Source organism: Rheinheimera sp. A13L (assembly GCF_000217935.1).
Classification (GTDB): Bacteria; Pseudomonadota; Gammaproteobacteria; order Enterobacterales; family Alteromonadaceae; genus Pararheinheimera.
The window spans coordinates 125,859-148,708 of sequence record NZ_AFHI01000045.1 but is presented as its reverse complement, the minus strand read 5'-3'; the positions used below and the strand labels follow the sequence as shown (position 1 = coordinate 148,708).

Sequence of the window (22,850 nt, the reverse complement as noted above, 5' to 3'; positions counted from 1 at the left end):
TAAGCTGAACGCAAAATTCTGGTAGGTATAAACACAGATGAGTCAAACCGAAGTTACAATCTGGCAAGAAATCGCCGAAGTGAAAGATGCTGTCAGCCAGGTGCTGGCGCATGCAAAACAATTAGGGGCCAGTAGCGCCGAAGCCTCTATGAACCGTACCCGTGGTTTAAGTGTTGAAACCCGTCACGGCGAAGTTGAAACCGTTGAGTTTAATCAGGACGGTGGTTTAGGCATCAGCATTTATGTCGGTCAGCGTAAGGGTTCTGCTTCTACTGCTGATTTAAGCCCTGCCGCTTTAAAACGCACTGTCGAAGCTGCTATTGATATAGCCCGTTATACCTCTGAAGATCCACATGCGGGTTTGGCTGACGCTTCCTGGCTGGAATTATCGCCACCAGATCTGGATTTATTTCACCCTGCTTCAGTGTCGACCGAACAAGCTATTGAGTGGTGTAAAGCTTCGGAAGAAGCGGCTTTTGCTTATGATGCCCGTATTACTAATTCCGAAGGCGCTTCGTTTTCGTCGCATCAGGGCTTAAAAGTCTATGGTAACAGCCATGGTCAATTGGTTGGTTACCCCAGCAGTCGCCACAGTTTAAGTTGTGTCGTCATTGGTGAAGACGGCGACGATATGCAGCGCGATTACAGTTACACAGTAGCCCGTGAATTAGGTGCTTTACTCGACCCGGCTCAGATTGGTCGCGAAGCTGCTTTGGAAACAGTACAACGTTTAAATGGCCGCAAGCTAGGCACGCAAAAAGTGCCGGTGATTTTCCGGGCTGATATCGCCAGCAGTATTTTTGGTCATCTGGTGTCGGCGATCAGTGGTGGTAGTATTTACCGTAAATCCAGCTTCCTGCTGGATAAAGTCGGTCAACCTGTGATGTCTGACAAAGTGACTATTATTGAGCGCCCGCATTTAAAACAAGCTTTAGCCTCCAGTCCTTTTGATGGTGAAGGCGTGAAAACCCGTGACTTAACTGTACTGGATAATGGCGTATTAAATACTTACCTGACTACCAGTTATTCAGGCCGTAAGTTAGGTTTGCCTAGTACGGGTCATGCCGGTGGTATTCATAACTGGTTAGTGCAGCATGGTGAAGCCGATTTAGCTCAGCTGTGCCGTGATATGGGCAGGGGCTTGTTAGTGACAGAACTGATGGGGCAGGGCGTCAATACAGTGACAGGTGACTACTCTCGTGGTGCAGCTGGATTCTGGATTGAAAACGGTCAGATCCAGTTCCCTGTGTCCGAAATCACCATAGCTGGTACTTTGCAGCAAATGTTTATGGATATTCAGGCCATAGGCAAAGATGTAGACCCTCGTGGTGGTGTGCTGACAGGTTCAGTATTGATAGGCCAGATGCAAATCGCGGGTCACTAAAAATAAAAAGGGTGGCTCACATTGTGAACAATGTGAGCCACCCTTTTTTAGTTGTTAGTTAATACCGGTTTTTAAACCTCGACGGATTAACAGTGCATCTGTAGTAGGTTCCTGACCACGGAAAGCTTTGTAGGCTTCCATTGGGTCTTTGCTGTTACCAATAGACAGAATGTTTTTACGGAAATTAATACCGTTTTCCAGCTTCAGGCCACCCTGGTTTTGTACATGGGCATAAGCATCAGCCGCCAGAATTTCACTCCACATATAAGCGTAGTAACTGGCAGAGTAACCGCCTGAGAACACGTGAGCGAAGAAGGTTGATTTGTAACGTGGTGGTACAGCAACCAGGTCAACACCATGTTTTTTCAGCGCTTCTGCTTCAAACTTCTGTACGTCTTGCAATGGAGCATCGGCTGGCAGAGCATGCCATTCCATATCTAACAGCGCCGCAGACATGTATTCCAGCGTATCAAAACCCTGGTTGAAGCTGCGTGACTTCATGATTTTTGCCAGCAATTCAGCCGGAATAGCATCGCCTGTTTTGTAGTGTTTTGCATAGTTGCCAATCACATCAGGGTGAGCTGCCCAATCTTCCTGGAAGGTAGACGGGAATTCAACAAAGTCACGGGATACTGAAGTACCAGCTAAAGTCGGGTAGGTTACATCTGAGAATAAACCATGCACAGCATGACCAAATTCGTGGAACATAGTGGTTACATTGTCATAGCTGACCAATGTAGGTTCACCGGCAGGGCCTTTAGGAATGTTCATCACGTTCACTACCACAGGCTTCTGATTTAACAGCTTGCTTTGTTCCACAAAAGAACTCATCCAGGCGCCGCCACGTTTGCCGTCACGGGCGAAGTAGTCGGCATAAAACAACGCAATGCTGCTGCCGTCAGCGTCAAAGACTTCATAAGCTTTTACATCCGGGTGATACACAGGTAAATCCGGACGTTCTTTCATCGTGATGCCAAACAGCTTGTTCATGGTGTAGAACATGCCATCTGTTAATACGCGTTCAAATTCGAAGTATTCACGCACTTGCGCTTCGTCTAAATCGTATTTGGCTTTACGTACTTTCTCAGCGTAGAACTCCCAATCCCATGGTTGTAATTCAAAATCACCGCCAGTTTCTTTGATCATCGCCTGAATAGCTTCAGCTTCTTTTTTGGTGTTTTCGACTACTGCCGGCACCATAGAAGCGAACATGTCCATCACAGCTTTTGGTGTTTTAGCCATGGTAGGTTCTAACTGGTACGTGGCCCAGTTGTTATAACCTAACAAAGCAGCACGTTCAGCGCGTAACTGAGCCAGGCGGGCAACTATAGGCTGGTTGTCTGTTTCGCCTGAAGTGCCGCGGTTTGCAGAGGCTTCCCATACTTTTTTACGTAGCTCGCGGTTTTCCAGCGAAGCCAAAGCCGGCTGACGAGTGGTGTTAGTAATTTCAATAATGAATTTACCTTCTTTGCCTTTGGCTTTAGCCCCTTCAGCTGCTGCAGTAATTTCTGCTTCAGATAAACCAGCTAACTCTTCTTTGGTATCAACATAAACAGCGATTTGATCTTTCATCGCCATCAGGTTTTGCTGATATTTGTTGGTCAGAGTGGATTGTTCTTCGTTTAAAGCGCGGATTTTCGTTTTTTGTTCTTCCGTTAAGTTAGCGCCGGCACGAACAAAACGCTCATAGTAATCTTCCACTAAACGAGTGGCTTCAGCGCCTAAACCTAAAGTTGCGCGTGTGTCATATAAAGATTTTACGCGGGCAAATAATTGCGGGTTCAGGTTGATATTATCTGAGTGTGCAGCAAATTTAGGCGCCATTTCAGACTGAATTTTCTGAATAGTTGGGTTGCTGATGGTGCCTGTCATATTGTAAAACACGCTTGAAGCACGGCCTAACAACTCACCACTTTTTTCCATGGCCACTATAGTATTGTCAAAAGTGGCTGGCTCTGTGTTACCTGCTATGGCAAGGATCTCAGCCATATGCTGCTTGATACCTTCTTCCAGAGCTGGTTGGTAATGCTCAACTTTAATTTTATCGAATTCAGGCGCTTCGTATTGCAGAGTGCTTTTTACTAATAATGGATTGCTCACTGCACTTTGCTCCGCTGCCGTGGCTGCAGTTTGAGTTTGTTCAACTGCGGCTGTAGTGTTAGCTTCTTCTGCTGGCTTGGAGCAGGCGCTTAAAGTAATAGCTGCACCAATGGCACTGGCGATTAAGGTCTTACGCATGGATTTTTCCCTCTGGGTATCTTGGTTACTTTTTTGTTATGAAATCACAGTAAAAAACATCAACTGTTAATCGGTCGAGTATGCCAAAAGCAAGGCACAAAGAACAGGTTTTGCAGTAAATGGCCTGATTAGCGGGATAAGCGGTAATGCTTTGTGGTCTGTTGACAGGAGGATGGAGGACCCTGCTGCAGATTTAACCGCAGCAGGGTGGAACCAGATTATTTTAACTTATGCCCTTTGATTGCATAAAACAAAATCATGCCATAACAAGGCAGCAGCAACCAGTACGCATTTTGATTGCCTTGTTGTTGCGCTAAATAACCATAAGCCAAAGGAATAATAGCACCGCCTGCAATGCCCATTATCAGCAAAGCTGAAGCTGTTGCTGTTAATTTGCCTAAACCATGCAGCGCCAGCGGCCAGACAGCAGGCCACACCAACGCATTGGCTAAACCTAATAACGCCAGATACAACACAGGGTCCGGCACTGCTGGAATGCCCAGCCAGCCCAGTAAAAATTCAGACAAAACAACAGACTGCAGATCACTGCTTAAGACACCAGCTGTAAAAGCAATACCAGCCACAGCTGAGGCTATTAAGGCTTGTTGTTGGCTCAGCCAGTTGGGGATCAGCGCTATGCCCAGCAGATAACCCAACACCATAAACGCCATAGTGTAGGAGGTTAAGCTGCCAAAATGTGCCAGCCCTAAACCCTGACCAAATAAACCTATGGTGTCGCCTGCTATCACTTCGACCCCTACATAACAAAACAACGTCAGAGTACCCAAAAGCACTTGCGGGTATTTCAGTACAGCACGCCATTCAGTGTTTTTATCAGCAGGGTCGTCCAGTTGTAGTTCTGGCAGAGGGGAAAAATGCACAAAAGCCATCAGGCCAATTAATACCACAGCCATCAACAGATAAGGCTGGACCAGACGGCCTGACAACTCGGCCAGCAGCGCGGTTTTTTCGCCGGGGCTAAGCAGGGCTAAAGCTGAATCACTAAAGGCGTCCATGCCCGTTAAAATCCAGGCGCTGAATAAGAGTGGCACTATAAAACCTGCGCCTTTATTCACTATGCCCATCAGGCTGATGCGCATGGCGGCACTTTCGCGTGGACCAATACAAACAATGTAAGGATTAGTTGCGGTTTGCAGAATAGTCAGGCCTGTGCCGAGCACAAACAAGGCCAATAAAAACAGTTCAAAAGTGGCACTAAAAGCTGCTGGAATAAATAACAAAGCGCCTGCTGCCATCACAGCTAAACCTATAATCATGCCTTGTTTATAGCCAAAACGGGTCAGTAAACCCGAGGTGGGTAAAGCCATCACAAAATAAGCGATATAAAATACAAAAGTCACCAGCAACGCCTGAAACTCATTGAGCTGACAGGCAATTTTCAGAAAAGGGATCAAGGCCCCATTCAGCCAGGTGACAAAACCAAACACAAAAAACAGTATGCCTATCAGGATCATAGGCAATAGGCTGCTATGCCGGGCCAAAGGCTCAGCTGTTAAATTGTTCATAAATTTCCCCGTTGTCCCCGTCGTACTTGAAGCCGCAGATTTGTTGACTGCGCTACTCGCCCCAGTCACATAGGACTACTATGCTCCTGGGGTCTCGCTCACTTGTCGCCTCGCTGCAACACCAATTACTTAGGGGAGTATTATTGTTGTTAATTAGGCTGTGCTGCCCGCTATCCAGCTTTGTTGGATTTGATACTTGTTATTCATCCAGATTAAATCGGCTTGAGCGCCGGGGCGGATTTGGCCTCTGACTTTGCTTTGACCAATAAAATCAGCAGCTGTGGCTGTTGCCATTTGAATGGCTGTGGCTAAATCCAGTTGCAGTTGCTCTTTGGCATAACGTACCGCACTGGCCATATCCAGCACTGAACCTGCTAAAGAGCCTTCGGCATTGGTCAGTTTTAACCCCTGGCGTGTGACTTTGCCGTCAAAAAACTCGAACTCTTTTTGATCAGTTCCTACAGGCGACATGGCATCTGTCACCAATACTAAACGTTCTGCGCCTTTGGCCTGATAAGCCAGCCGTGCTGATAAAGGATGCACATGTTCGCCATCCAGAATAATGCCGCAAAAGGTGCGTGGATCGGCAAGGGCTGTGCCCACCATACCAGGCTCACGAGAAGTTAAGCCCGACATGCCGTTGTACAAATGCGTAAAGCCTGTAGCCCCTGCGTCCAAAGCGGCCAGTACTGTATCGCTGTCCGCGTTGGAATGACCTAAACAGACAATAACGCCAGCATCACTAAGGCGGCGAATCTGCTCCGGGCTGACGGCTTCAGGTGCTATGGTCAGCATACGCACCCCTAAATCTGTGCGCTGATACAACTCCAGTTCAGCCGCAGATAAAGAGCGTAAATGTTGGGTTGGGTGACAGCCTCTTTTGGCCAAAGACAAATGCGGCCCTTCAAAATGAATGCCGATAATACCGGGTTCAGAGCGGGCTAAAGCGGCCGCTACTGCATCTGCGGCTTGTCGCATGGTGTTGATATTGTCGGTGATCACAGTGGGCAACATGGCTGTGGTGCCAAAAGCTCGGTGCGCTGCCATCATCAGGCGCAAAGCTTCGACAGTGGGTTGCTGGTTAAACAAAATGCCACCACCGCCATTCACCTGGGTATCAATAAAACCTGGTAATAACATACCGTCTGGTAATTCCAGCACAGTCACACCAGCTTCTGCAGTGCTGCTGATCTGTTGAATCACACCGTCGGCAATCAGCAGGTACTGCTGCTGTTGCCAGCGACCTTCAATCAAAGCGCTGTGGGCGTGCAGATAAAAAGGCTCAGACTTCATAGCTTTGTCCTTCGGTTAACGCTTTGCCTAATAAAGCAGCGCCACGTACGCCACTGGCGGCGCCCCACTGAGCTTTTTTAAACTCAGGCACTGCAGCTCCGGCAAATAAATGTGCAGCAGTCGCTTTTGGTAAAGCGGCAATAATTTCGGGGATATCGGATAAACCACCACCCAGCACAATCAGATCCGGGTTTAAGCTCAATACCTGATTGGCCATTACAGAACCCAAAGCGCTGATATAAGCCTCGAAGGTACGAATAGCTGCGGGTTTTTCGGCGCGGTAATCGGCTAACCACTGGTAAGTGTCGGCGTTCTGGCCACTAAAATACTGATACAAACGCGCTAAACCTGTGCCTGAGATATAAGGTTCGTTACAGCCGGTTAAGCCACAACCACAACTAAATAGCGGTAAATTAAACTGCTGCACTACGGCAGCAGCTAAACCCTGATGACCGTATTCACCCGCTAAACGCTGGGCACCCTGATAAAGTTTTCCGTTCAGGCAAAAACCACCGCCAGCGCCAGTGCCGAGGATAAAACCCAGCACTTTAGTGTGTTGTTGGCCTGCACCCAACACAGCTTCAGATAAAGCAAAGCAGCGACAATCGTTGCCTATAGCAACAGGGCGCTGCAACAAAGCAGTTAAGTCTTTGGCCACTGTTTTGTTGGTTAAACAGGGCACATTACTGGATAACACAGTGCCATCGCTTCGGATCACGCCAGGCAAAGCTATGCCCAAAGTGCCAGGGCTTTGGCACAACGCATCGGCCTTTTGAATTTGCTGCAGTACAGTCTGCAAAAACTCATCGTAGCTTTGTTGAGGGGTGGCTACCCGCCAGCCGTGCTGCAGCTCAAACTTTGCATCCAGCACTGCCAGTTCTATTTTAGTGCCGCCTATATCCAGTCCGTACCACATGGCTTAGCCTTTAAAAGGATATAAAGTGACACCTTGCACCACACGATTCACCTGACCGCCAGGGCAAGGATTATCAGGGGACACTTTTAATTGCAGCGCTTTGTAAAAAGCAAGTGCCTGGCACCAGACAATAAAAGGCAAAGTCAGCCAGACATCTGCCAGGCAACTGTCTCCGCCAAGCTGAGCTTCGGACAACACTGCACTGTCGAGCGCCAGATTATCCCGTTGCAGTTCGGCCAGCAGATCCTGGTCATACAAACTGCTGTACGGATCAGAGCTTTGCAGCAACAAGATCTGGGTCTCTTTGTTAATCAATGATTTAGGGCCATGGCGAAACCCCAGCGGGCTTTCAAAACTGCTGATCACCTGGCCTGCGGTGAGTTCCAGATACTTCAGCGCGGCTTCCTGAGCTATAGCTTTCAGCGGGCCGCTGCCTAAAAACACCATACGCTGGCAAGGTTGTTCTGCCTGAGCTTTAATCTCCGGCAATTTATGCTGCAGTACTTGTTCGGCCAGTGCGCAGGCCTGCTCAAAAGCGCTATGGTTTGAGGCAAAGGTCAGCAACGTAGCCAGGTACATAGAGCTGAAACTGCTGGTCATGGCAAAGCTTTGATCATGGCTTTGTTCAGGCAACTGATACACGGCACTGCACTCAGGATGGCATTTGGCGTATGAGGCCAGTTTGCCATCTGCATTGCAGGTGATCATCAGATGCTGCACAGCCGGCACTAACTGATCAGCCAGCTCTACAGCAGCCACACTTTCAGGGCTATTGCCGGAACGGCCATAAGACACCAGTAAAGTCGGCAGGCGGGCATCTAAATACAAAGACGGATGGCTGACTAAATCTGTAGTGCTGATGGCTTCGACTTTTTGCGTGGCAAAAGGCAGTTGCTGCTGCAAAAAGGCCGCCAGCGCTGCACCTATATAAGCTGAAGTGCCAGCTCCGGTTAAAATAATGCGCAAATCAGTTTTAGCCAGCAAAGGCTGTAAAAACTGCTGTAAAGCTGCTTGTTTTTGCTGATGCTCCAGCTGCACTTGCCGCCATAAATCGGGTTGCTGCTGAATTTCACGGGCAGTCCAGTAGCCACCGGCTTGCCCCAGCTCTTCGGTGCCAAGCTGTAAAAATAAATTCTGCATTGACATTAAATACTCCTGATTGTCGCAGCTAAAGCACAGGCTTTGGCATAAGTGGCCAGCACCTGATCAATATGGTGGATCACTAAATCTTCAGCTTTGTTGGCTACTGCGCCTCTTAATACAGCCTGATAAGAGGCAGGTAAAAACTGGCTGAGCAGTGGCAAAGGCAATGGTGTTGATAAATTGCTGAATAAAGTAGTGATGGCCTGCTGCAGTTCAGCTTCAGGCCAATAATAACGAATACGGTCACTGAAACTGTAGAGCAGTTGCCACTGCTGCGCTGAGTCAGTGTAAAACTTTTGCCAATATCCGGTATTGTTTTGCATCAGCGCTTTGCAACGGCTTCGCAGCTGTGAGCTTTGTTCCGGAGCTACCAATTCATCTTCAATAAAACTTAGAGCAAATAAGGCTTCCCGCAGTGCAAAGGTCAGGCCAGGGCCTACTTTCAAAATCGCAAAATGGCCTTGCACTAAAGCTTTTAACTGTTCGGGCAACTGATAATCAGTGGAATGAGCTTCATACACCAGGCCTGGTTGGGTCTGAATATAAGCACTTAAGGACTGACTGGCAGGGACATCAAATAAATGCACCTTGCTGTTATCAAACTCAACGCCGGGTTGTACCACTAAAGCTATGACTTTTTGCCAGACATCATCGCCTAAGCCCGCCGCAGTAAAAGCCGCTTTATGCGTATTCAGCGTATGTTGCACCGCCTGAACCGGGGTTGGTGCTAATTCATGTTCCAGTTCTGTCACGCCGCCAGGGGCCGGTACTTCAGTGCCTATCACATAACAGAGCGATTGATCCGGCCCACGGTGCTGTTCTGCTACTTTGCATAACCTTGCGGCCCGTGTCGCTATCACTTCATCGGACAAAGCCTCAGGGTCGTCAGCACAGGCCATGCTGGTGTCTAAATGAATTTTGCTAAAACCCGCTTCTACAAAAACGGCAATCAGCTGTTCAGCTTTTAGCATCGCCTGTTCTGCTGGCTCTTTACACCAGACCACAGGGCCTAAATGATCACCACCAAAAATCAGTTGCTGTTGCTGAACACCTTCGGTTTCAGCCAGTTGCCTGACATAGGCAATAAAATCAGCGGGCAACATACCGGTGTAACCACCAAACTGATTAACCTGATTGGCGGTGGCTTCAATCAATAGTACAGAATTGTCGGCTTTGGCGCGGCGCAAGGCCGCGGTTAAGACCAGAGGCTGGGCTGAACAGACCGAATAAATGCCACTGCCCAATCCCTGTTTATTCTGCTGTAAAATCTGCGATAAGGCGCTCATGCTTAGCTTTTCCCTACAATGCCAAGTGGTGTGCCGTTTTGCCAGGCTCCACGGGTAAAGTCTGGGAAGTCTTTGGAGTTGCTGCGATCGGAAACCGAAGCCACAGACAAAGGCAATACAGCTGACCAGGCGGCACCGTCATACACGTCCTGATCCAGAGCTTCACCATTACGCAGGCAATAAATCATCCGCCAACACATTAAAAAGTCCATGCCGCCATGGCCGCCGTTGCGTTCAGCTTCTTTGCCCATACGGACCCACAAAGGGTGATCGTATTTGTCATACCAGGGTTCCATGTTGGTGTCCCATTCATGGAAATTGCCACTGCCGCCGTTTTCTAATGCAATACGGTTAGGGAAACCGGCAAACACGCCATTGGTGCCCTGAATAAGATTATGGCGGGAATAAGGCCGTGGTGTTGTAGTGTCATGCTGGATCATGATAGTCCGGCCTTTGACTGTCTTAATCACACTGGTATTGATATCGCCATGAATGTATTTCAGTTGATTACGTGGGTGATCGGCCGGGAATTCCCGTTTGGCATAAGCGGCGCGGCCTAAAGCTGGTGAGCTGACCGAACTCAAATAATCAAACCTGTCGCCTCTGTTGATATTCATATATTGAGCCACAGGGCCTAAACCATGAGTGGGGTACATATTGCCGTTCAGCTGGGTATGGTACAAAGTGCGCCATGAACCGGTTTTGCGGTCTAGTTCTTTCATCTGCCAGCGCAATTCGTGAATATAGGCCGCTTCAGCATGCAGCAAGTCGCCAAACAAACCCTGACGTACCATATTCAGTACCATCAGTTCATCACGGCCATAGTTGACGTTTTCCATCATCATGCAGTTCAGCTGAGTGGCTTCAGCTGTGTCGACCAGATCCCACATTTCTTCTAAAGTTAAAGCCATAGGCACTTCAACAAAAGCATGTTTACCGGCCAGCATGGCTTCTTTGGCCATAGGGTGGTGCCATTTCCATGGGGTGGAAATCACCACTATATCTACGTCCTGACGGTTTAATAGTTCACGGTAGGCATAATCACCATTGCCATAATAGGCTGCTGTTGTATTGCCATAGTCCGCCATTTTTTTGCGGGCACGGTCCAGTACTAAAGAGTCCGGATCACAGATCGCAGTAATACGGGCGCCTTCAATTTTATTGAAGTGGTCCACATAACCAGTGCCACGTTCACCCACACCAATTAAGCCAACCCGTACTTCGTTCATTTTTGGTACAACTAAACCCATCACCGATTTGCCTTTTGGCTTGGTGGTCATGCCTGTGTTGCTGCCAGCCTGAGCGCAAGATGCCAAAGCGCCTAAAGCTGCTGTTGCCATAGATGCTTTTAAAAATGAACGACGATTAAATCCAGACATATTCTTTCCTTCCCCGTTTTTAATTTAGCTACAAGTTTGTTTTATCTATGATGTGTAGTTGCACACCTTGTTTTGTTAAATGTTCTGCATACTGTTCTGGTATTCCGCTGTCGGTCACCAGGCTGTGAATGTTGGCGCTGCCGCAAATCACATGAAAAGCGCGTTGATCAAACTTGGACGAATCCGTCACCACAATAATTTCGTTGGCTATGTCACACATCAGCCGGTTTAAGCTGGCTTCTTTTTCAAAGTGGGTGGTTAAACCTGCTTTTAAATCAAAACCATCCACCCCTAAAATCAGTTTGTTGAAGTTGTAATCCCGCAGGCTTTTTTCCGCCACGTTGCCGTAAAACGACATCGACTTTTTGCGTAACAAACCGCCGGTTAACATCACTTCAACTTCTTCTTTTTGCGCCAGCTCCATCGCAATGTTTAAGCCGTTGGTCATCACAATCAGATCTTTATGATCGGCTAAATGTGCTGCCACCTGCTGAGTGGTCGTGCCTGAATCCAAAATCACTCTGTCGCCATCACGGATCAAGCCAGCCGCCGCTGCACCCAGTTGTTGTTTTAACGCCGAATAACAATGGCGTTTTTCTTTTAACGACAACTCGCGGCTCAGCTCACTGTTTATCAAGGCTCCGCCACGGGAACGCACCAGTAATTTTTTCTGATCCAGCACCGCCAAATCACTGCGTATGGTCACTTCCGAAACCGCAAAACGATCCGCCAGTTCCCTTACTGCCACTTTGCCCAGTTGTTGCGTCAACCGGACTATCTCCTGCTGTCGCTCAATCGTATTTAAGTTGTCCATTTATTTTCCTGTTCATGCACTTTTTGTTGCGCTGAACATAACATGCCGTTTTTAGTTTCGAAAGCTTTCGAAAGTCCCTGTGTTTGCACCTGCTTTAGCGAAAGACCTTGATTTATCTGGCCTTCTGACTGGTTTCAGGCCGCTCTGGCTGCTTTCAGTTGAATCTAGCATGGCATGAAAAGAAAATAAATAAAAGTTTTTTTGCGCTTCGATGTTGATCATTGATGTTTTTTAGCGCTATAAGTAAATAATCGCAAGTTAAATAAATCTTCGTTGACTTGCGAATTTGCAAAAACTATAAAAATTACCAGAGCGGGGAATACATGAACAGGATCACAACAAAACCAGCCATGCTTAGTCTGGCTATCAGTGCCGCCTTAGCTGGATTTAGCTGGCAGCTTGCCGCAGAGCAAGCTGAAACCAAAACAGCAGAAACTACAGCAGCAGTGCAGGCAGAAAAAAATACGAAAGACATTGAAGTCATTCAGGTGTCAGGCATTCGCAGCAGTATTAAAGAGTCTTTGTTTCAAAAACAAAACGCCACCAGCATGGTGGATTTAGTGGTATCTGATGACATAGGTAAGTTTCCGGATGAAAACTTAGCTGAAGCTTTGCAGCGTATTCCGGGCATTACCATTACCCGAAATGGCGGTGAAGGTCAGAATATTCTGGTGCGTGGTTTAGGTGGTGGATACAACATTACTACCTTAAATGGCCGCAAACTGGCGTCTGAATATGCTGGCCGTGATTTTAACTTCGACACCATAGCCTCAGAGCTGGTCAGTGTGCTACGGGTGTATAAATCCCCTGAAGCCCAGCTGCCTGAAGGTGGCATTGGTGCTGTGATTGATATAGAAACCCGCAAGCCACTGGATATGGATGGCACTACTATTTCGGCATCAGCCAAAGGTATTTACGAATCACGCACTAAAGACACACATCCACATGCGTCTTTTATCTATGGCCAGAAAAACGAAGATGACAGTTTCGGTGCCTTGTTTTCAGCTGTCTATTCAAAGAAAACCTTACGGGCTGATACCTATTCAGCCTCAGGTTTTTTTGATGAAGACGAAGGCTGGGGTGTTGACAGCGCTGGGGTGCCGGTTGATACCAACAACAACGGTATGATAGATGCAGGTGAAACTTATGCTTCTAAGATCCCAAGTTATATGTATTTTGCTAATGCTCAGGATGTTCGTGAACGTTTAGGTGCAACTCTTGCTTTGCAGTGGCGACCCACAGATCAGTTGGATATTAACTTCGACAGCCTTTTCTCCCGCTACAACACAGACGGCAACAGGTATCAGATTGGTTTTGTAAACTATGATGAAACTCACACGCCAGGTACGCCGCTGTTTAGTGATGCTACTTTTGATGAGATGGACCGTGTGGTCAAAATGCGCCAGACCGGCGAGAACACCATGGTGGAACTGCTGAATATCAGCTCTCCCCGTAAAACTGACACTTATCAGTTAGGTTTCAATACAAAATACCAGTACAACGAACAATGGTCTTTTACTCTGGACGCAGCTTATTCAGAAGCCAAGGATCAGAATGCAGGCGACAACCGCTTTATTGTGGCCCGTGGTTTTGTGGATTCAATCGACATTGATTACAGTTCAGGCAACAAATTACCAGATGTGGTAATAAGCCCCGGCCTGACCGCAGATCAGGACTATGGTGCTCACTACAGCTATAACTCAGGCACTGGTGTAACCGACAAGATTGGTGACTTCAAGCTGCTGAATACCTATACGCCACAGGATGGGCTGATCACGAAAGTGGATACAGGTTTCACTTATGTGAACCAAAACAAAGGTCAGAATCAGTATGCTTCAGCCAATGCCAGCCAGTTCAGCCGGGGTGGCTTTTATTTAACCCGTGACGGTTATGCCTTTGATGACAGTACGGTATTTCAGAAGGGAGAATTTGAGTTATTCCGAATTCCGGCTGATGTCTTTGTTCCTGCTAATTTTGATAACTTCCTGGAAGGTGAAACCAGTTTGTCTCCTTCGCCATGGCCAAGTTTTGATTACGACAAACTGCTGGCTTATTACCGGGGTATCAATGCCGAAGCCGCTGATAAAAGTATAGTGGCGGTGCAAAACAGGGCAGGTAGCTATGAAGTGGAAGAAGCTGTCACCACGGCCTTTGTTCAATTGACGATGGAACCGGAAATTTTTGGTTTAAGTTCGATGTTGAACCTGGGGTTAAGGGGCAGTAAAACCGATGTCACTTCGACAGGTTTTGGTTATGACCTGAGTAAAGTGCAACTGGACAGCTCAGGGCAACCTGTTAATAACGATTGGCGTCAGGTTTTGCCTGTCAGCTACGACGACAGCTACAACAGTATTTTACCAAGCTTAAACTTTAAACTGAATTTAACCGATGAGCTCTTGCTGCGCTTCTCGGCTGCTGAAGTGTTAAGTCGTCCTTCTTTATATTACCTGCGCTCATGGGCTGCGCCGAGCTTCACCACCAGAGAGCAGAACCTGCCCACTCTGGCTATGGGGAATCCCGGCGTAAAACCTGAAGAAGCCAATCAGGCGGATCTGACTCTGGAATGGTATTACGGTGAAAGCAGTGCTTTAAGTGGTGGTGTGTTTATAAAAGACATTAAATCATTTATTGCCGAAGAGAAATTTGTCGCCAATGTTCAGGGCACAGACTATCTGGTGACAACTGCGGTCAATGGCGACTATGGCGCTAAAGTTGAAGGTTATGAAATGGCCTGGCAACAATCGCTGCAGGAATGGTTGCCAGAACCTTTTAACGGTTTAGGCTTCCAGCTGAATTACACCTATGTCGACAGTAACTACGAGGATCCTGCGCTAAAAGCCAAAGATCTGCCGTTTCAGGGCATGTCGAAAAACTCCTACAACGCTGTGGTTTATTATGAACAATATGGCGTACAGGCCCGTTTAGCTTATAACTGGCGTTCTAAATTTGTGACTAATCCGGAAGATTGGGGTGGTGCATCCTGGATAGCGGATTACGGCCAACTGGATGCCAGTATCAGTTATGACTTTATGCACGGTCTGACGGTTTTTGCTGAAGCCAGTAACTTAAGCAACAGCCGCTACTGGGGTTATGTCAAACGTGAAGATCAGGTCAACTATTTGGAACGTTTTGGTACTCAGCTTGCCGTGGGGATCAGAGGCAGCTTCTGATTCTGATCTGTTGAGGTATCAGATTAGATGGCGATTTGAGACGGGGGTCGCAGGGCTGTGGCTTGTCCCGGCCCGTCAATGGGCACCGCGGTATCATAAGACGGGCGCGGATAAACCGCGCCCCTACAAAAGCCGGATAACAGTCAAGGATAAACCTATGATGCGATATTTAATGGCCCTGCTGGGTCTGAGTTTTTTAACAGCTTGTGGCGGCAGTTCGGCGGAACAAACTGCTGTGACTGCAACGCCTGTGCAACAGCAACCTTTGCCTTACCAGTTAAGTCTGGCAGCCAATAGCTGGGTGGAAGGAGACGCCCAAGCGACGGGCGCTATAGTGACAGATCAGGGAATAACGAACTGGCAACATGCTGATGATGTGTTGGCTGTGTATTTGTATCTGCCACAAACAGGAGAGCTGGATTTAGCTTTAACAGGGCAGGTGGCACAAGGCGAATCTAAACTGGAGGTCAGTGTAAATGAGCAACGTCAGACTGTGACTTTAACTGGCGCCAGCAGTAAACAGCATGCCGTTGGCCGTTTTCAGGTCACTCAAACTGGTTATCAGAAAATTTTGTTGCGGGGAGTCAGCAGTAGCGGTCAGACTTTTGCTGAACTGACTCAACTGAATTTTGGTGGTTCAGCCGCAGCAAACGCCAGTTATATAAAAGATGAAGTGTATTGGGGGCGACGCGGTCCTTCGGTGCATTTAACTTATCAATTGCCTGAAAACAGCACAACACGCTGGTTTTACAGCGAAATGGAAATTCCATCTGGCAGCGATACTTTAGGCAGCTACTTTATGGCCAATGGTTTTGCCGATGGTTATTTTGGTATTCAGGTGAATTCTGCCACAGAGCGGCGTGTGTTGTTTTCTGTCTGGAGCCCTTATGAGACAGATGACCCAAGCAGTATTCCGGAAGAATTTCAGGTGAAATTACTGCGTAAGGGCGCGCAAGTACAAACAGGGGAGTTTGGTAACGAAGGTTCAGGCGGCCAGAGTTTCCTGCGTTATCTGTGGCAAACCGACACCCGCTATCGTTTTCTGCTCAAAGCAGAACCGCAAAACGACAACCACACCCATTACAGCGCCTGGTTTTATCCGCCAGAGTCTGGCCAGTGGCAGTTGATCGCCAGTTTCAGCCGGCCTGATACACAGCGTAATATAGAAAGGCCGCATTCCTTTTTAGAAAACTTTATCCCTGAAACCGGAGATACAGGCCGTAAAGTGTATTTCCCGAGTCAATGGTTTGCTGATGCAGCAGGCAACTGGACACAAAACCGCAGTGCCAGTTTTACTGTTGACGGTACAGGTGGCAGCGGCAACCGACTGGATTTTAAAGGCGGTGTCACAGAGCAGGGCTTTATGCTGCAAAACTGTGGTTTCTTTAGCGACACCACAGCAGTGGGTACTTCATGGCAATTGCCCGTCAGTAACGCAGTACCACAAATTGATTTTGCGGCTTTGCCTTAATAAGGAGTCAGAGCGAAAGCTCTGACTGAAGTTTTGCTCCACTGTTAAACGGAGTCCGCTTTTAAAAACTGGATTAAATCCCGGCTTAAGCGGTCTTTTTCTGTGGCAAATAAGCCATGTGGTGCGCCATCGTATTCAATCAGTTCAGCGTCCGGAATAAAGTTACGGATTAAGCGTGACGAACTTTGAATGGGTACTGTGGCATCTTCAGTGCCATGGATCACTAACACAGGCACCTGTATTGCTTCTAAATCTGCCCTGAAGTCAGTGGACGAAAAAGAGTTCAGGCACTGTAAGGCCGAACGTAAACTGCCTTGCATAGCTATGCCTTGCATCCAGTCTAAATAATCGGAGCTGACCGGGTTAGATAAGATACTGACGCCAAAAAACTTCTGGAAAAACGCGGTGTAAAAATGCGGCCTGTCGGTTTTTAATGCCAAAGCCGTTTGTTCAAAAGTTGCAGCGTCAGTACCGCTTGGATTGTCCGGCGTCAGTAAACGAAAAGGTAAGACGGAGGAAATCAGCGCAATTTTAGTGACTTTTTTGCCTTCAAAACGTGACATATAACGCGCTACTTCGCCACCGCCCATCGAAAAGCCAACCAGAGCTACATCATTTACTGCTGTGTGGTTGATCAGTTCAGCTAAGTCGTCTGCAAGGGTATTGTAGTCGTAACCATGCCAGGGTTGGGAAGACCGGCCAAAACCACGTCTGTCATAAGCAATCACTCTGTGGCCGGCATTTACCAGCGCTATGGCCTGTTCTTCCCAGCTGTCGGAAGATAAAGGCCAGCCATGGATCAAAATCACAGTGCTGCCACTGCCCCAGTCTTTGTAATAAAGTTGGGTATTGTCTTTGGTCGTGAAATAGCTCATGTCGTACTCCGTGTATTGGGCTGACTTGTGAGCATGGACTGATTTTAACCACATATCTGTGGGCTAAGGCACAAAGCGGCAAAGCAAGCCGGGCTTTGAGTTCTGTCGCCAAATACGATATGGTGTCCAAAGTAGAATTCCTTTTCCATTGCAACAAGACGGAGGTTCTTTTGTTCAAAACAGCAATAAAGTCGCCGTCTTATCACGCTGCTTTTTTTACCGTCTTCCATTCTTAAGCCGGCTCCGTTTGACGGGGTCGGCTGTTCGCTACGTTCTCTGATTTTGACTATTTAAATTCCGGAGTCTGGAATGACTATCTTTACTAAAAAAACATCGGCTAAAACCGATGTTTCGGCGCTATTTTTTATGGCAGCTTCTGCTATCCACCCCTTACCGCCCTGGCAAGTACAGCAGCTGTTGTTGCAACTGGAGTCTGTTGCCAAACAAAAACGTAAACCACTGAGCGAAACCGGCATGCTGCCAGGGTGTTCGGTGCGGTTGCTGGATTTGTCTGATCAGACGGAATCCTGGATCACTCTGGTTTACCCGCAGCAAGCACAACCAGAACAAGGTTTTATTTCGGTGTTATCCCCTTTAGGCGCTGCTTTATTGGGGAAAAATGTGGGGCAGGTGGCTGAAGTTCAGCTGTTTCGTCGCACTTTGCGTTTTATGTTGTGTGATCTGATGTCGGTCAAACAACCCCCAGCTTTTACTTTTACCCCCTCTGTACAGGAGAAACTAATGAATCCAACTTTACCTGACCCCGCATTACCTGAATTGCTGTTGTCCAGTCTGGATCTGGACCGTTTAGACGCACTGTTAAGCCGATTGCCAGCTACAGATCCAGCCCGCTTAGCACTGGAGCAAGAGCTGGAACGTGGTGCTGTGGTTGAACCCGAAGAAATGCCAAAGGATGTGGTTACTATGAATTCCACAGTGAGGCTGCGTTTATTGAAAACAGGCGAAGAACCTTGCCTGACACTGGTGTATCCAAAAGATCTGGATGCGGCAGGTGATAAAGTCTCAGTGCTGGCTCCTGTAGGTTCAGCTTTGCTTGGCTTACGTGAAGGCGATGAAATTCACTGGCCTATGCCTGATGGCGATATTCAGCCGATACAAGTGCTGCAACTGCTTTACCAGCCAGAGCGAGCCGGACAATTGCACAGATAAATCAGCACTGTGGCGATAGTTAAGCCATTAGATCAGATAAGTGCAAAGCTTTGACCAGACGCTCTGTGGGATAATAACCACAGAGCTGTTCTGAAGGAAAAACGATTTGAATACCGCATCTTTTTTGGGTCTGAAACAACATTTTTTCGCTTTTGTTGTTGTAGTGACCTTAGCTGCCTGTGCAAAACCTGACAACGAAAAAGTGTTGCTGGAAGGCAAAACCATGGGCACGACCTACCATGTCAGCTATATCAGCCAGCCCGGCATGCCGGATCAGCAGCAGGTGCAGGCTCAGATTGATCTGGCATTAAAAGAGGTGAATCAGGTGGCCTCTACTTATATCAAAGATTCTGAATTGTCCTTATTTAACAGCAGTGATTCGACAGAACCGCGTGAAGCTTCGGAAATGCTGCGGCTGTTATTTGCAGAAGGGATCCGGCTGGCGCAGCTGACCGATGGTTATCTGGATATTACTGTAGGTCCTTTGGTTAATTTATGGGGTTTTGGCCCCACACACAGACCAGAAAAAGTACCGGATGATGCCGCCATCACTATGGCCAGAACACAAATTGGAGCACAGTATCTGCAACTGGATGGCACCCGCGTTTATAAAACTAAGCCACAGCTTTATGTCGACTTATCCACTATTGCCAAAGGTTATGGTGTTGATTTGGTGGCAGAAGTGTTGGAGCAGCAAGGCATCAACAACTTTCTGGCTGAAATTGGCGGTGAAATTCGTCTGAAAGGCAGCTCTCTGGAAAACAAAGACTGGACTGTAGGACTGGAAAAACCTGTGGCTGAAGGTCGTGTGTTGCAGCGCCTGATCCGGCCTAAAGACAATGCTGTGGCTACTTCAGGTGATTACCGTATTTTCTTTGAAGAAAACAACCAGCGTTATTCGCACTTAATAGATCCTAAAACCGGCAAGCCTGTAACACACATGATGTTGTCCTCTACGGTGATCCATCCGTCCTGCATGACAGCGGATGGCTTATCCACAGCTTTTATGGTGATGGGCCCGGAAAAAGCCATGGAACTTGCGGACCAACAGCAAATTGCCGCCTTGTTTATTGTGAAAAACCAACAAGGTGAATTTGTAGAGCTTTACTCAAAGGCCTTTGAACCTTATCTATAAGCTTGAGTTGGTGAAGAACTATAGGCTATGATGCGAACAGTTCTTATCGAGGGCTTTATGCCAAAACCTATGCTCCGCTTGCTTGTACTGATGTTGATTATGCTGAATCACGCCGTTTCGGCCTGTGAAAGCATTGTTATGCATTTGCCGGAGGAGGATCACCCTTTTTCTTTATTCGACAAGTCCAGTCACAGTGAACATCAGCATTGCGCTACGCAAGACGGTGCCCAACAAAGCGCAGAAGACGCTGCAGGGCACGAAGCTGAACACAACGACAATCATCATCCCACTCATGCTCATGTTGCCTGCTATATAGCCGAACTTTATTCTGTATCTGCAGACCCTGTGGTGCACAAAGCATCAGGCTTAGCTCAATATGCGATGATCACCACCAGCTATACCCCTTTAGTACCTCCACCCAACGCTTAAAGTCTTCAGTTAAACATCCGTTTTTTACTTTTATTTAAATGATCTGGTGGAGCATAGTTATGACTATGAATTCCGGCCATGCGGCTTCTATGCTGCTGGCCTTAGTGTTGCTGTGGGCTATGCCTGCCCAAGCGACAACACTTACTATTGAAGAAGCGTTAAAACGCACTTTAGTGCAAAGCCCTGGCTTGCAATTGTACCCCTATCAGCAGCGTATCCATGATGCCGCTGCTATCAGTGCCGGACAAAGGCCTAACCCTGAACTGAATCTGGAGCTGGCCGATGTACTGGGCACTGGCGACAGCACTGGCTTTAAAAATGCCGAACTGACCTTAAGCCTGAGCCAATTGATTGAACTGGGTGATAAACGCCAGAAGCGGCTTGAGCTGACCCAATGGCAAAGCAAATTAACAGAGCAGCAATACCAGCTGGATAAAGTGGATGCGCTGGCGGCTACGATGCGAACTTTTCTGCAGCTATTGCATCAGCAGGCTTTGTTGCAGTGGACAGAGCAAAAAATGGCGACTGAACAGCAAATGCTTGAAGTGGCTAAACAGCGCGCCAAAGCGGGAAATGTAACAGATGCTGATGTCACCCGACTTGAACTGAAAGTGCTGCAAAGCCGGATGGAGCATAAAAGTCTGTTGGCTGAAAAGCGGGTTAACCTGCGTCTGTTAGCCAGTCATTGGGCAAGTCAGCCTGATTTTAATGCGGTATCTGGTGATTTAAGCCTGCTTCCTACTTTGCCTGTTTTAGCTGATGTACTGACGCAACTCCAACAAGCACCACAGCTGCAGTGGTGGCTGACGCAGAGCAGAGTGCTGGATAGTCAGTTGCAGTTAGCCAAAGCTTTAGGTCAGGCCGATTTAACTTTGGGGGCTGGTATTCGCCGCAATGAACAAAGCAACGACAATGCTTTTGTGCTGCAGGTCAGTATGCCGCTGATTCTGGAAAACCCAAATCGGGGCGCTGTGTTGGCAGGTGAAGCTTTGGCTGAGCAAACCAAGCTGCAGCAGCAACAGACTATGCAGCAGCTGCAATTACAAACAGAGCGCACTTATCTGCAACTGACTCAGCTTAGCGAGCAAATCCTTGATTACCAAAAAGCAGTGATCCCGCTGGCGCAACAGCTACTGGAGCAGATGTCGGCCGGTTATCAACAAGGTGTCTTTGATATGACCGACTTACTCTCAGCGCAGCAGGAAATTTTGTTAGCCAAACGCAACGTCATTGACCTGCAATACGCTTTGCATCTGCAACTTTTAGAGCTGGAACGCCTGACCGGTTTACCTATGGCGGTGAAAGGTCCACAAGCCTTAACGCAGCAATCCAGACTTTACGGTCTCCCTTTACAACAGGAGCTTTCTCAATGAATTTTTTCCGCTTTTTAACCATTTTATTGCTAAGTGTTTGCTTGAATTTTACTGCTTTGGTTACTGCTCATGGTGATGACCCTAGTGCAGATCACGAAGACGGGCAATCTGAAACCGAACCCGCCAAAGGCCCACAGGGTGGGCGTTTACTGACCCAGGGTGACTTCGCTGTAGAAGTGACCATTTATGAAACTGAAGTTGAGCCCGAGCTGCGTTTATATCTTTATCAAAACGGCAAAGCCATAAAAGCTACAGAGCTAAAACTACAGGTCACTTTACAACGGCTGGGTGAAGCTGCAGAAGTGATCAACTTTAGCCCTGAGCTGGATTATTGGCTTGGCGATACAGTCATTCGTGAGCCTCATTCCTTTGCAGTAGAAATAAAGACCAGTTATCAGGGCAAAAACTATGAATGGCATTATGACTCCTTTGAAGGCCGTCTTCAGTTGTCCGAGCGTTCTATTCAAAAAGCCGGTATAGAGCTGGAGCAAACAAAAGCTGGCCAAATCCGTACTCAGCTGCATTTATTTGGAGTTGTGGCAGCTCTGCCAGAACAGCAGGTGCAGCTTGGTGCTGCTTATGCTGGCTTAGTGCAACAAATGGTGGTTAACGTCGGCGATAAAGTGACGAAAGGCCAGTTAGTGGCGACAGTGCAAAACCCGGCCAGCTTAAAAATTTACTCTGTTTATGCGCCTATTTCAGGTGAAGTGACGGCCAAATACGTCAGTGTTGGCAGCAGGGTATCTGAACAGCCGCTGTTGGAAATCAGTGACTTTTCTTCAGTCTATATCGAAATGTCCGCTTTTCCGTCTGATACAGAAATGCTCAAAGTGGGTGATGATTTTCTGGTAAAAGACTTACATGGTCATCAATCTGCCCTAAGCCAAATCAGTTATATAGCGCCACAAATGACAGGTGGCCATATTGCCCGCGCCCGCGGTGTAGTAGCCAATCCGGACGGCCACTGGCGGCCAGGTATGCATGTCAAAACAGACGTCACGGTTGCTACTATAGATGCGCCTTTAGTGATCAACAAAGCCGCTTTGCAGCAGTGGAATGGCAAAACCGTAATTTTTATCCGCCATGGCGACAACTTTGAAATTCGTATGCCGCAATTAGGCCGCGCCGACGATACACAAGTAGAAGTGTTATCCGGTGTGCCACTGGGTGTGGAATATGTCACAACTCATAGTTTTATTCTCAAAGCCGACCTGATGAAGTCTGGCGCCAGCCATGATCATTAAGGGG

17 protein-coding genes are annotated in these 22,850 nt (G+C 47.7%); 8 read left to right on the top strand and 9 right to left on the bottom strand.

The genetic code is table 11. From position 1 onward, the window contains the following. Nucleotides 1-37 precede the first annotated feature (37 nt). Nucleotides 38-1,384, top strand: a complete 1,347-nt coding sequence (pmbA, locus tag RHEIN_RS16800; protein ID WP_008900177.1) for a metalloprotease PmbA — start codon at nucleotides 38-40, stop codon at nucleotides 1,382-1,384. Nucleotides 1,385-1,438: 54 nt separating this feature from the next. Here the strand turns inward: pmbA and RHEIN_RS16795 are convergent, their stop codons facing one another. The 8 genes from RHEIN_RS16795 to agaR all read right to left on the bottom strand — a co-directional run bounded on the left by RHEIN_RS16795 (nucleotide 1,439) and on the right by agaR (nucleotide 11,979). Continuing rightward, nucleotides 1,439-3,622, bottom strand: a complete 2,184-nt coding sequence (locus tag RHEIN_RS16795; protein WP_008900176.1) for a M3 family metallopeptidase — start codon at nucleotides 3,620-3,622, stop codon at nucleotides 1,439-1,441. A 218-nt stretch (nucleotides 3,623-3,840) separates the two neighbouring features. After that, entirely contained in the window at nucleotides 3,841-5,148 is a 1,308-nt protein-coding gene (locus RHEIN_RS16790; RefSeq protein ID WP_008900175.1) for a sugar MFS transporter, read from the bottom strand. A 153-nt stretch (nucleotides 5,149-5,301) separates the two neighbouring features. Beyond that, on the bottom strand, nucleotides 5,302-6,441 hold the full coding sequence (nagA, locus tag RHEIN_RS16785; RefSeq protein ID WP_008900174.1) for an N-acetylglucosamine-6-phosphate deacetylase: 1,140 nt from the start codon (nucleotides 6,439-6,441) through the stop codon (nucleotides 5,302-5,304). Beyond that, nucleotides 6,431-7,357: an ROK family protein gene (locus RHEIN_RS16780; protein ID WP_008900173.1), complete on the bottom strand. Its 927-nt coding sequence runs from the start codon at nucleotides 7,355-7,357 to the stop codon at nucleotides 6,431-6,433. The genes nagA and RHEIN_RS16780 overlap by 11 nt, the downstream gene beginning before the upstream one ends. A 3-nt stretch (nucleotides 7,358-7,360) precedes the next feature. After that, nucleotides 7,361-8,503 (bottom strand): SIS domain-containing protein, encoded by a 1,143-nt coding sequence (locus RHEIN_RS16775; RefSeq protein ID WP_008900172.1) that lies wholly within the window; start codon nucleotides 8,501-8,503, stop codon nucleotides 7,361-7,363. Further along, nucleotides 8,503-9,786, bottom strand: a complete 1,284-nt coding sequence (locus tag RHEIN_RS16770; protein WP_008900171.1) for a class II D-tagatose-bisphosphate aldolase, non-catalytic subunit — start codon at nucleotides 9,784-9,786, stop codon at nucleotides 8,503-8,505. The genes RHEIN_RS16775 and RHEIN_RS16770 overlap by 1 nt, the downstream gene beginning before the upstream one ends. Before the next feature lie 2 nt (nucleotides 9,787-9,788). Continuing rightward, nucleotides 9,789-11,165, bottom strand: coding sequence for a Gfo/Idh/MocA family oxidoreductase (locus tag RHEIN_RS16765; protein WP_008900170.1), 1,377 nt, complete (start codon nucleotides 11,163-11,165; stop codon nucleotides 9,789-9,791). Nucleotides 11,166-11,193: 28 nt separating this feature from the next. Continuing rightward, nucleotides 11,194-11,979 (bottom strand): transcriptional repressor AgaR, encoded by a 786-nt coding sequence (gene agaR / locus RHEIN_RS16760; RefSeq protein ID WP_008900169.1) that lies wholly within the window; start codon nucleotides 11,977-11,979, stop codon nucleotides 11,194-11,196. Nucleotides 11,980-12,302: 323 nt separating this feature from the next. Here agaR and RHEIN_RS16755 point away from each other — a divergent pair, with 323 nt between their 5' ends. After that, nucleotides 12,303-15,149, top strand: a complete 2,847-nt coding sequence (locus RHEIN_RS16755) for a TonB-dependent receptor (RefSeq protein ID WP_008900168.1) — start codon at nucleotides 12,303-12,305, stop codon at nucleotides 15,147-15,149. 157 nt (nucleotides 15,150-15,306) lie between these two features. Beyond that, nucleotides 15,307-16,620: a DUF3472 domain-containing protein gene (locus tag RHEIN_RS16750; protein ID WP_008900167.1), complete on the top strand. Its 1,314-nt coding sequence runs from the start codon at nucleotides 15,307-15,309 to the stop codon at nucleotides 16,618-16,620. Nucleotides 16,621-16,664: 44 nt separating this feature from the next. On the opposite strand, the gene RHEIN_RS16745 is transcribed toward RHEIN_RS16750, so the two are convergent. Continuing rightward, nucleotides 16,665-17,495, bottom strand: a complete 831-nt coding sequence (locus RHEIN_RS16745) for an alpha/beta fold hydrolase (RefSeq protein ID WP_008900166.1) — start codon at nucleotides 17,493-17,495, stop codon at nucleotides 16,665-16,667. 309 nt (nucleotides 17,496-17,804) lie between these two features. Between RHEIN_RS16745 and rnk the strand changes: the two genes are divergently transcribed. The 5 genes from rnk (at nucleotide 17,805) to RHEIN_RS16720 (ending at nucleotide 22,846) form a co-directional block, all read left to right on the top strand. Beyond that, entirely contained in the window at nucleotides 17,805-18,665 is an 861-nt protein-coding gene (rnk, locus tag RHEIN_RS21420; RefSeq protein WP_008900165.1) for a nucleoside diphosphate kinase regulator, read from the top strand. A gap of 106 nt (nucleotides 18,666-18,771) precedes the next feature. Next, entirely contained in the window at nucleotides 18,772-19,800 is a 1,029-nt protein-coding gene (locus RHEIN_RS16735; RefSeq protein ID WP_008900164.1) for an FAD:protein FMN transferase, read from the top strand. 27 nt (nucleotides 19,801-19,827) lie between these two features. Continuing rightward, on the top strand, nucleotides 19,828-20,229 hold the full coding sequence (locus RHEIN_RS16730) for a hypothetical protein (RefSeq protein ID WP_139056491.1): 402 nt from the start codon (nucleotides 19,828-19,830) through the stop codon (nucleotides 20,227-20,229). Nucleotides 20,230-20,288: 59 nt separating this feature from the next. Then, nucleotides 20,289-21,602, top strand: coding sequence for a TolC family protein (locus RHEIN_RS20510; protein WP_008900162.1), 1,314 nt, complete (start codon nucleotides 20,289-20,291; stop codon nucleotides 21,600-21,602). Next, nucleotides 21,599-22,846 (top strand): efflux RND transporter periplasmic adaptor subunit, encoded by a 1,248-nt coding sequence (locus RHEIN_RS16720; protein WP_008900161.1) that lies wholly within the window; start codon nucleotides 21,599-21,601, stop codon nucleotides 22,844-22,846. The genes RHEIN_RS20510 and RHEIN_RS16720 overlap by 4 nt, the downstream gene beginning before the upstream one ends. The last annotated feature ends 4 nt before the right edge of the window (nucleotides 22,847-22,850 follow it).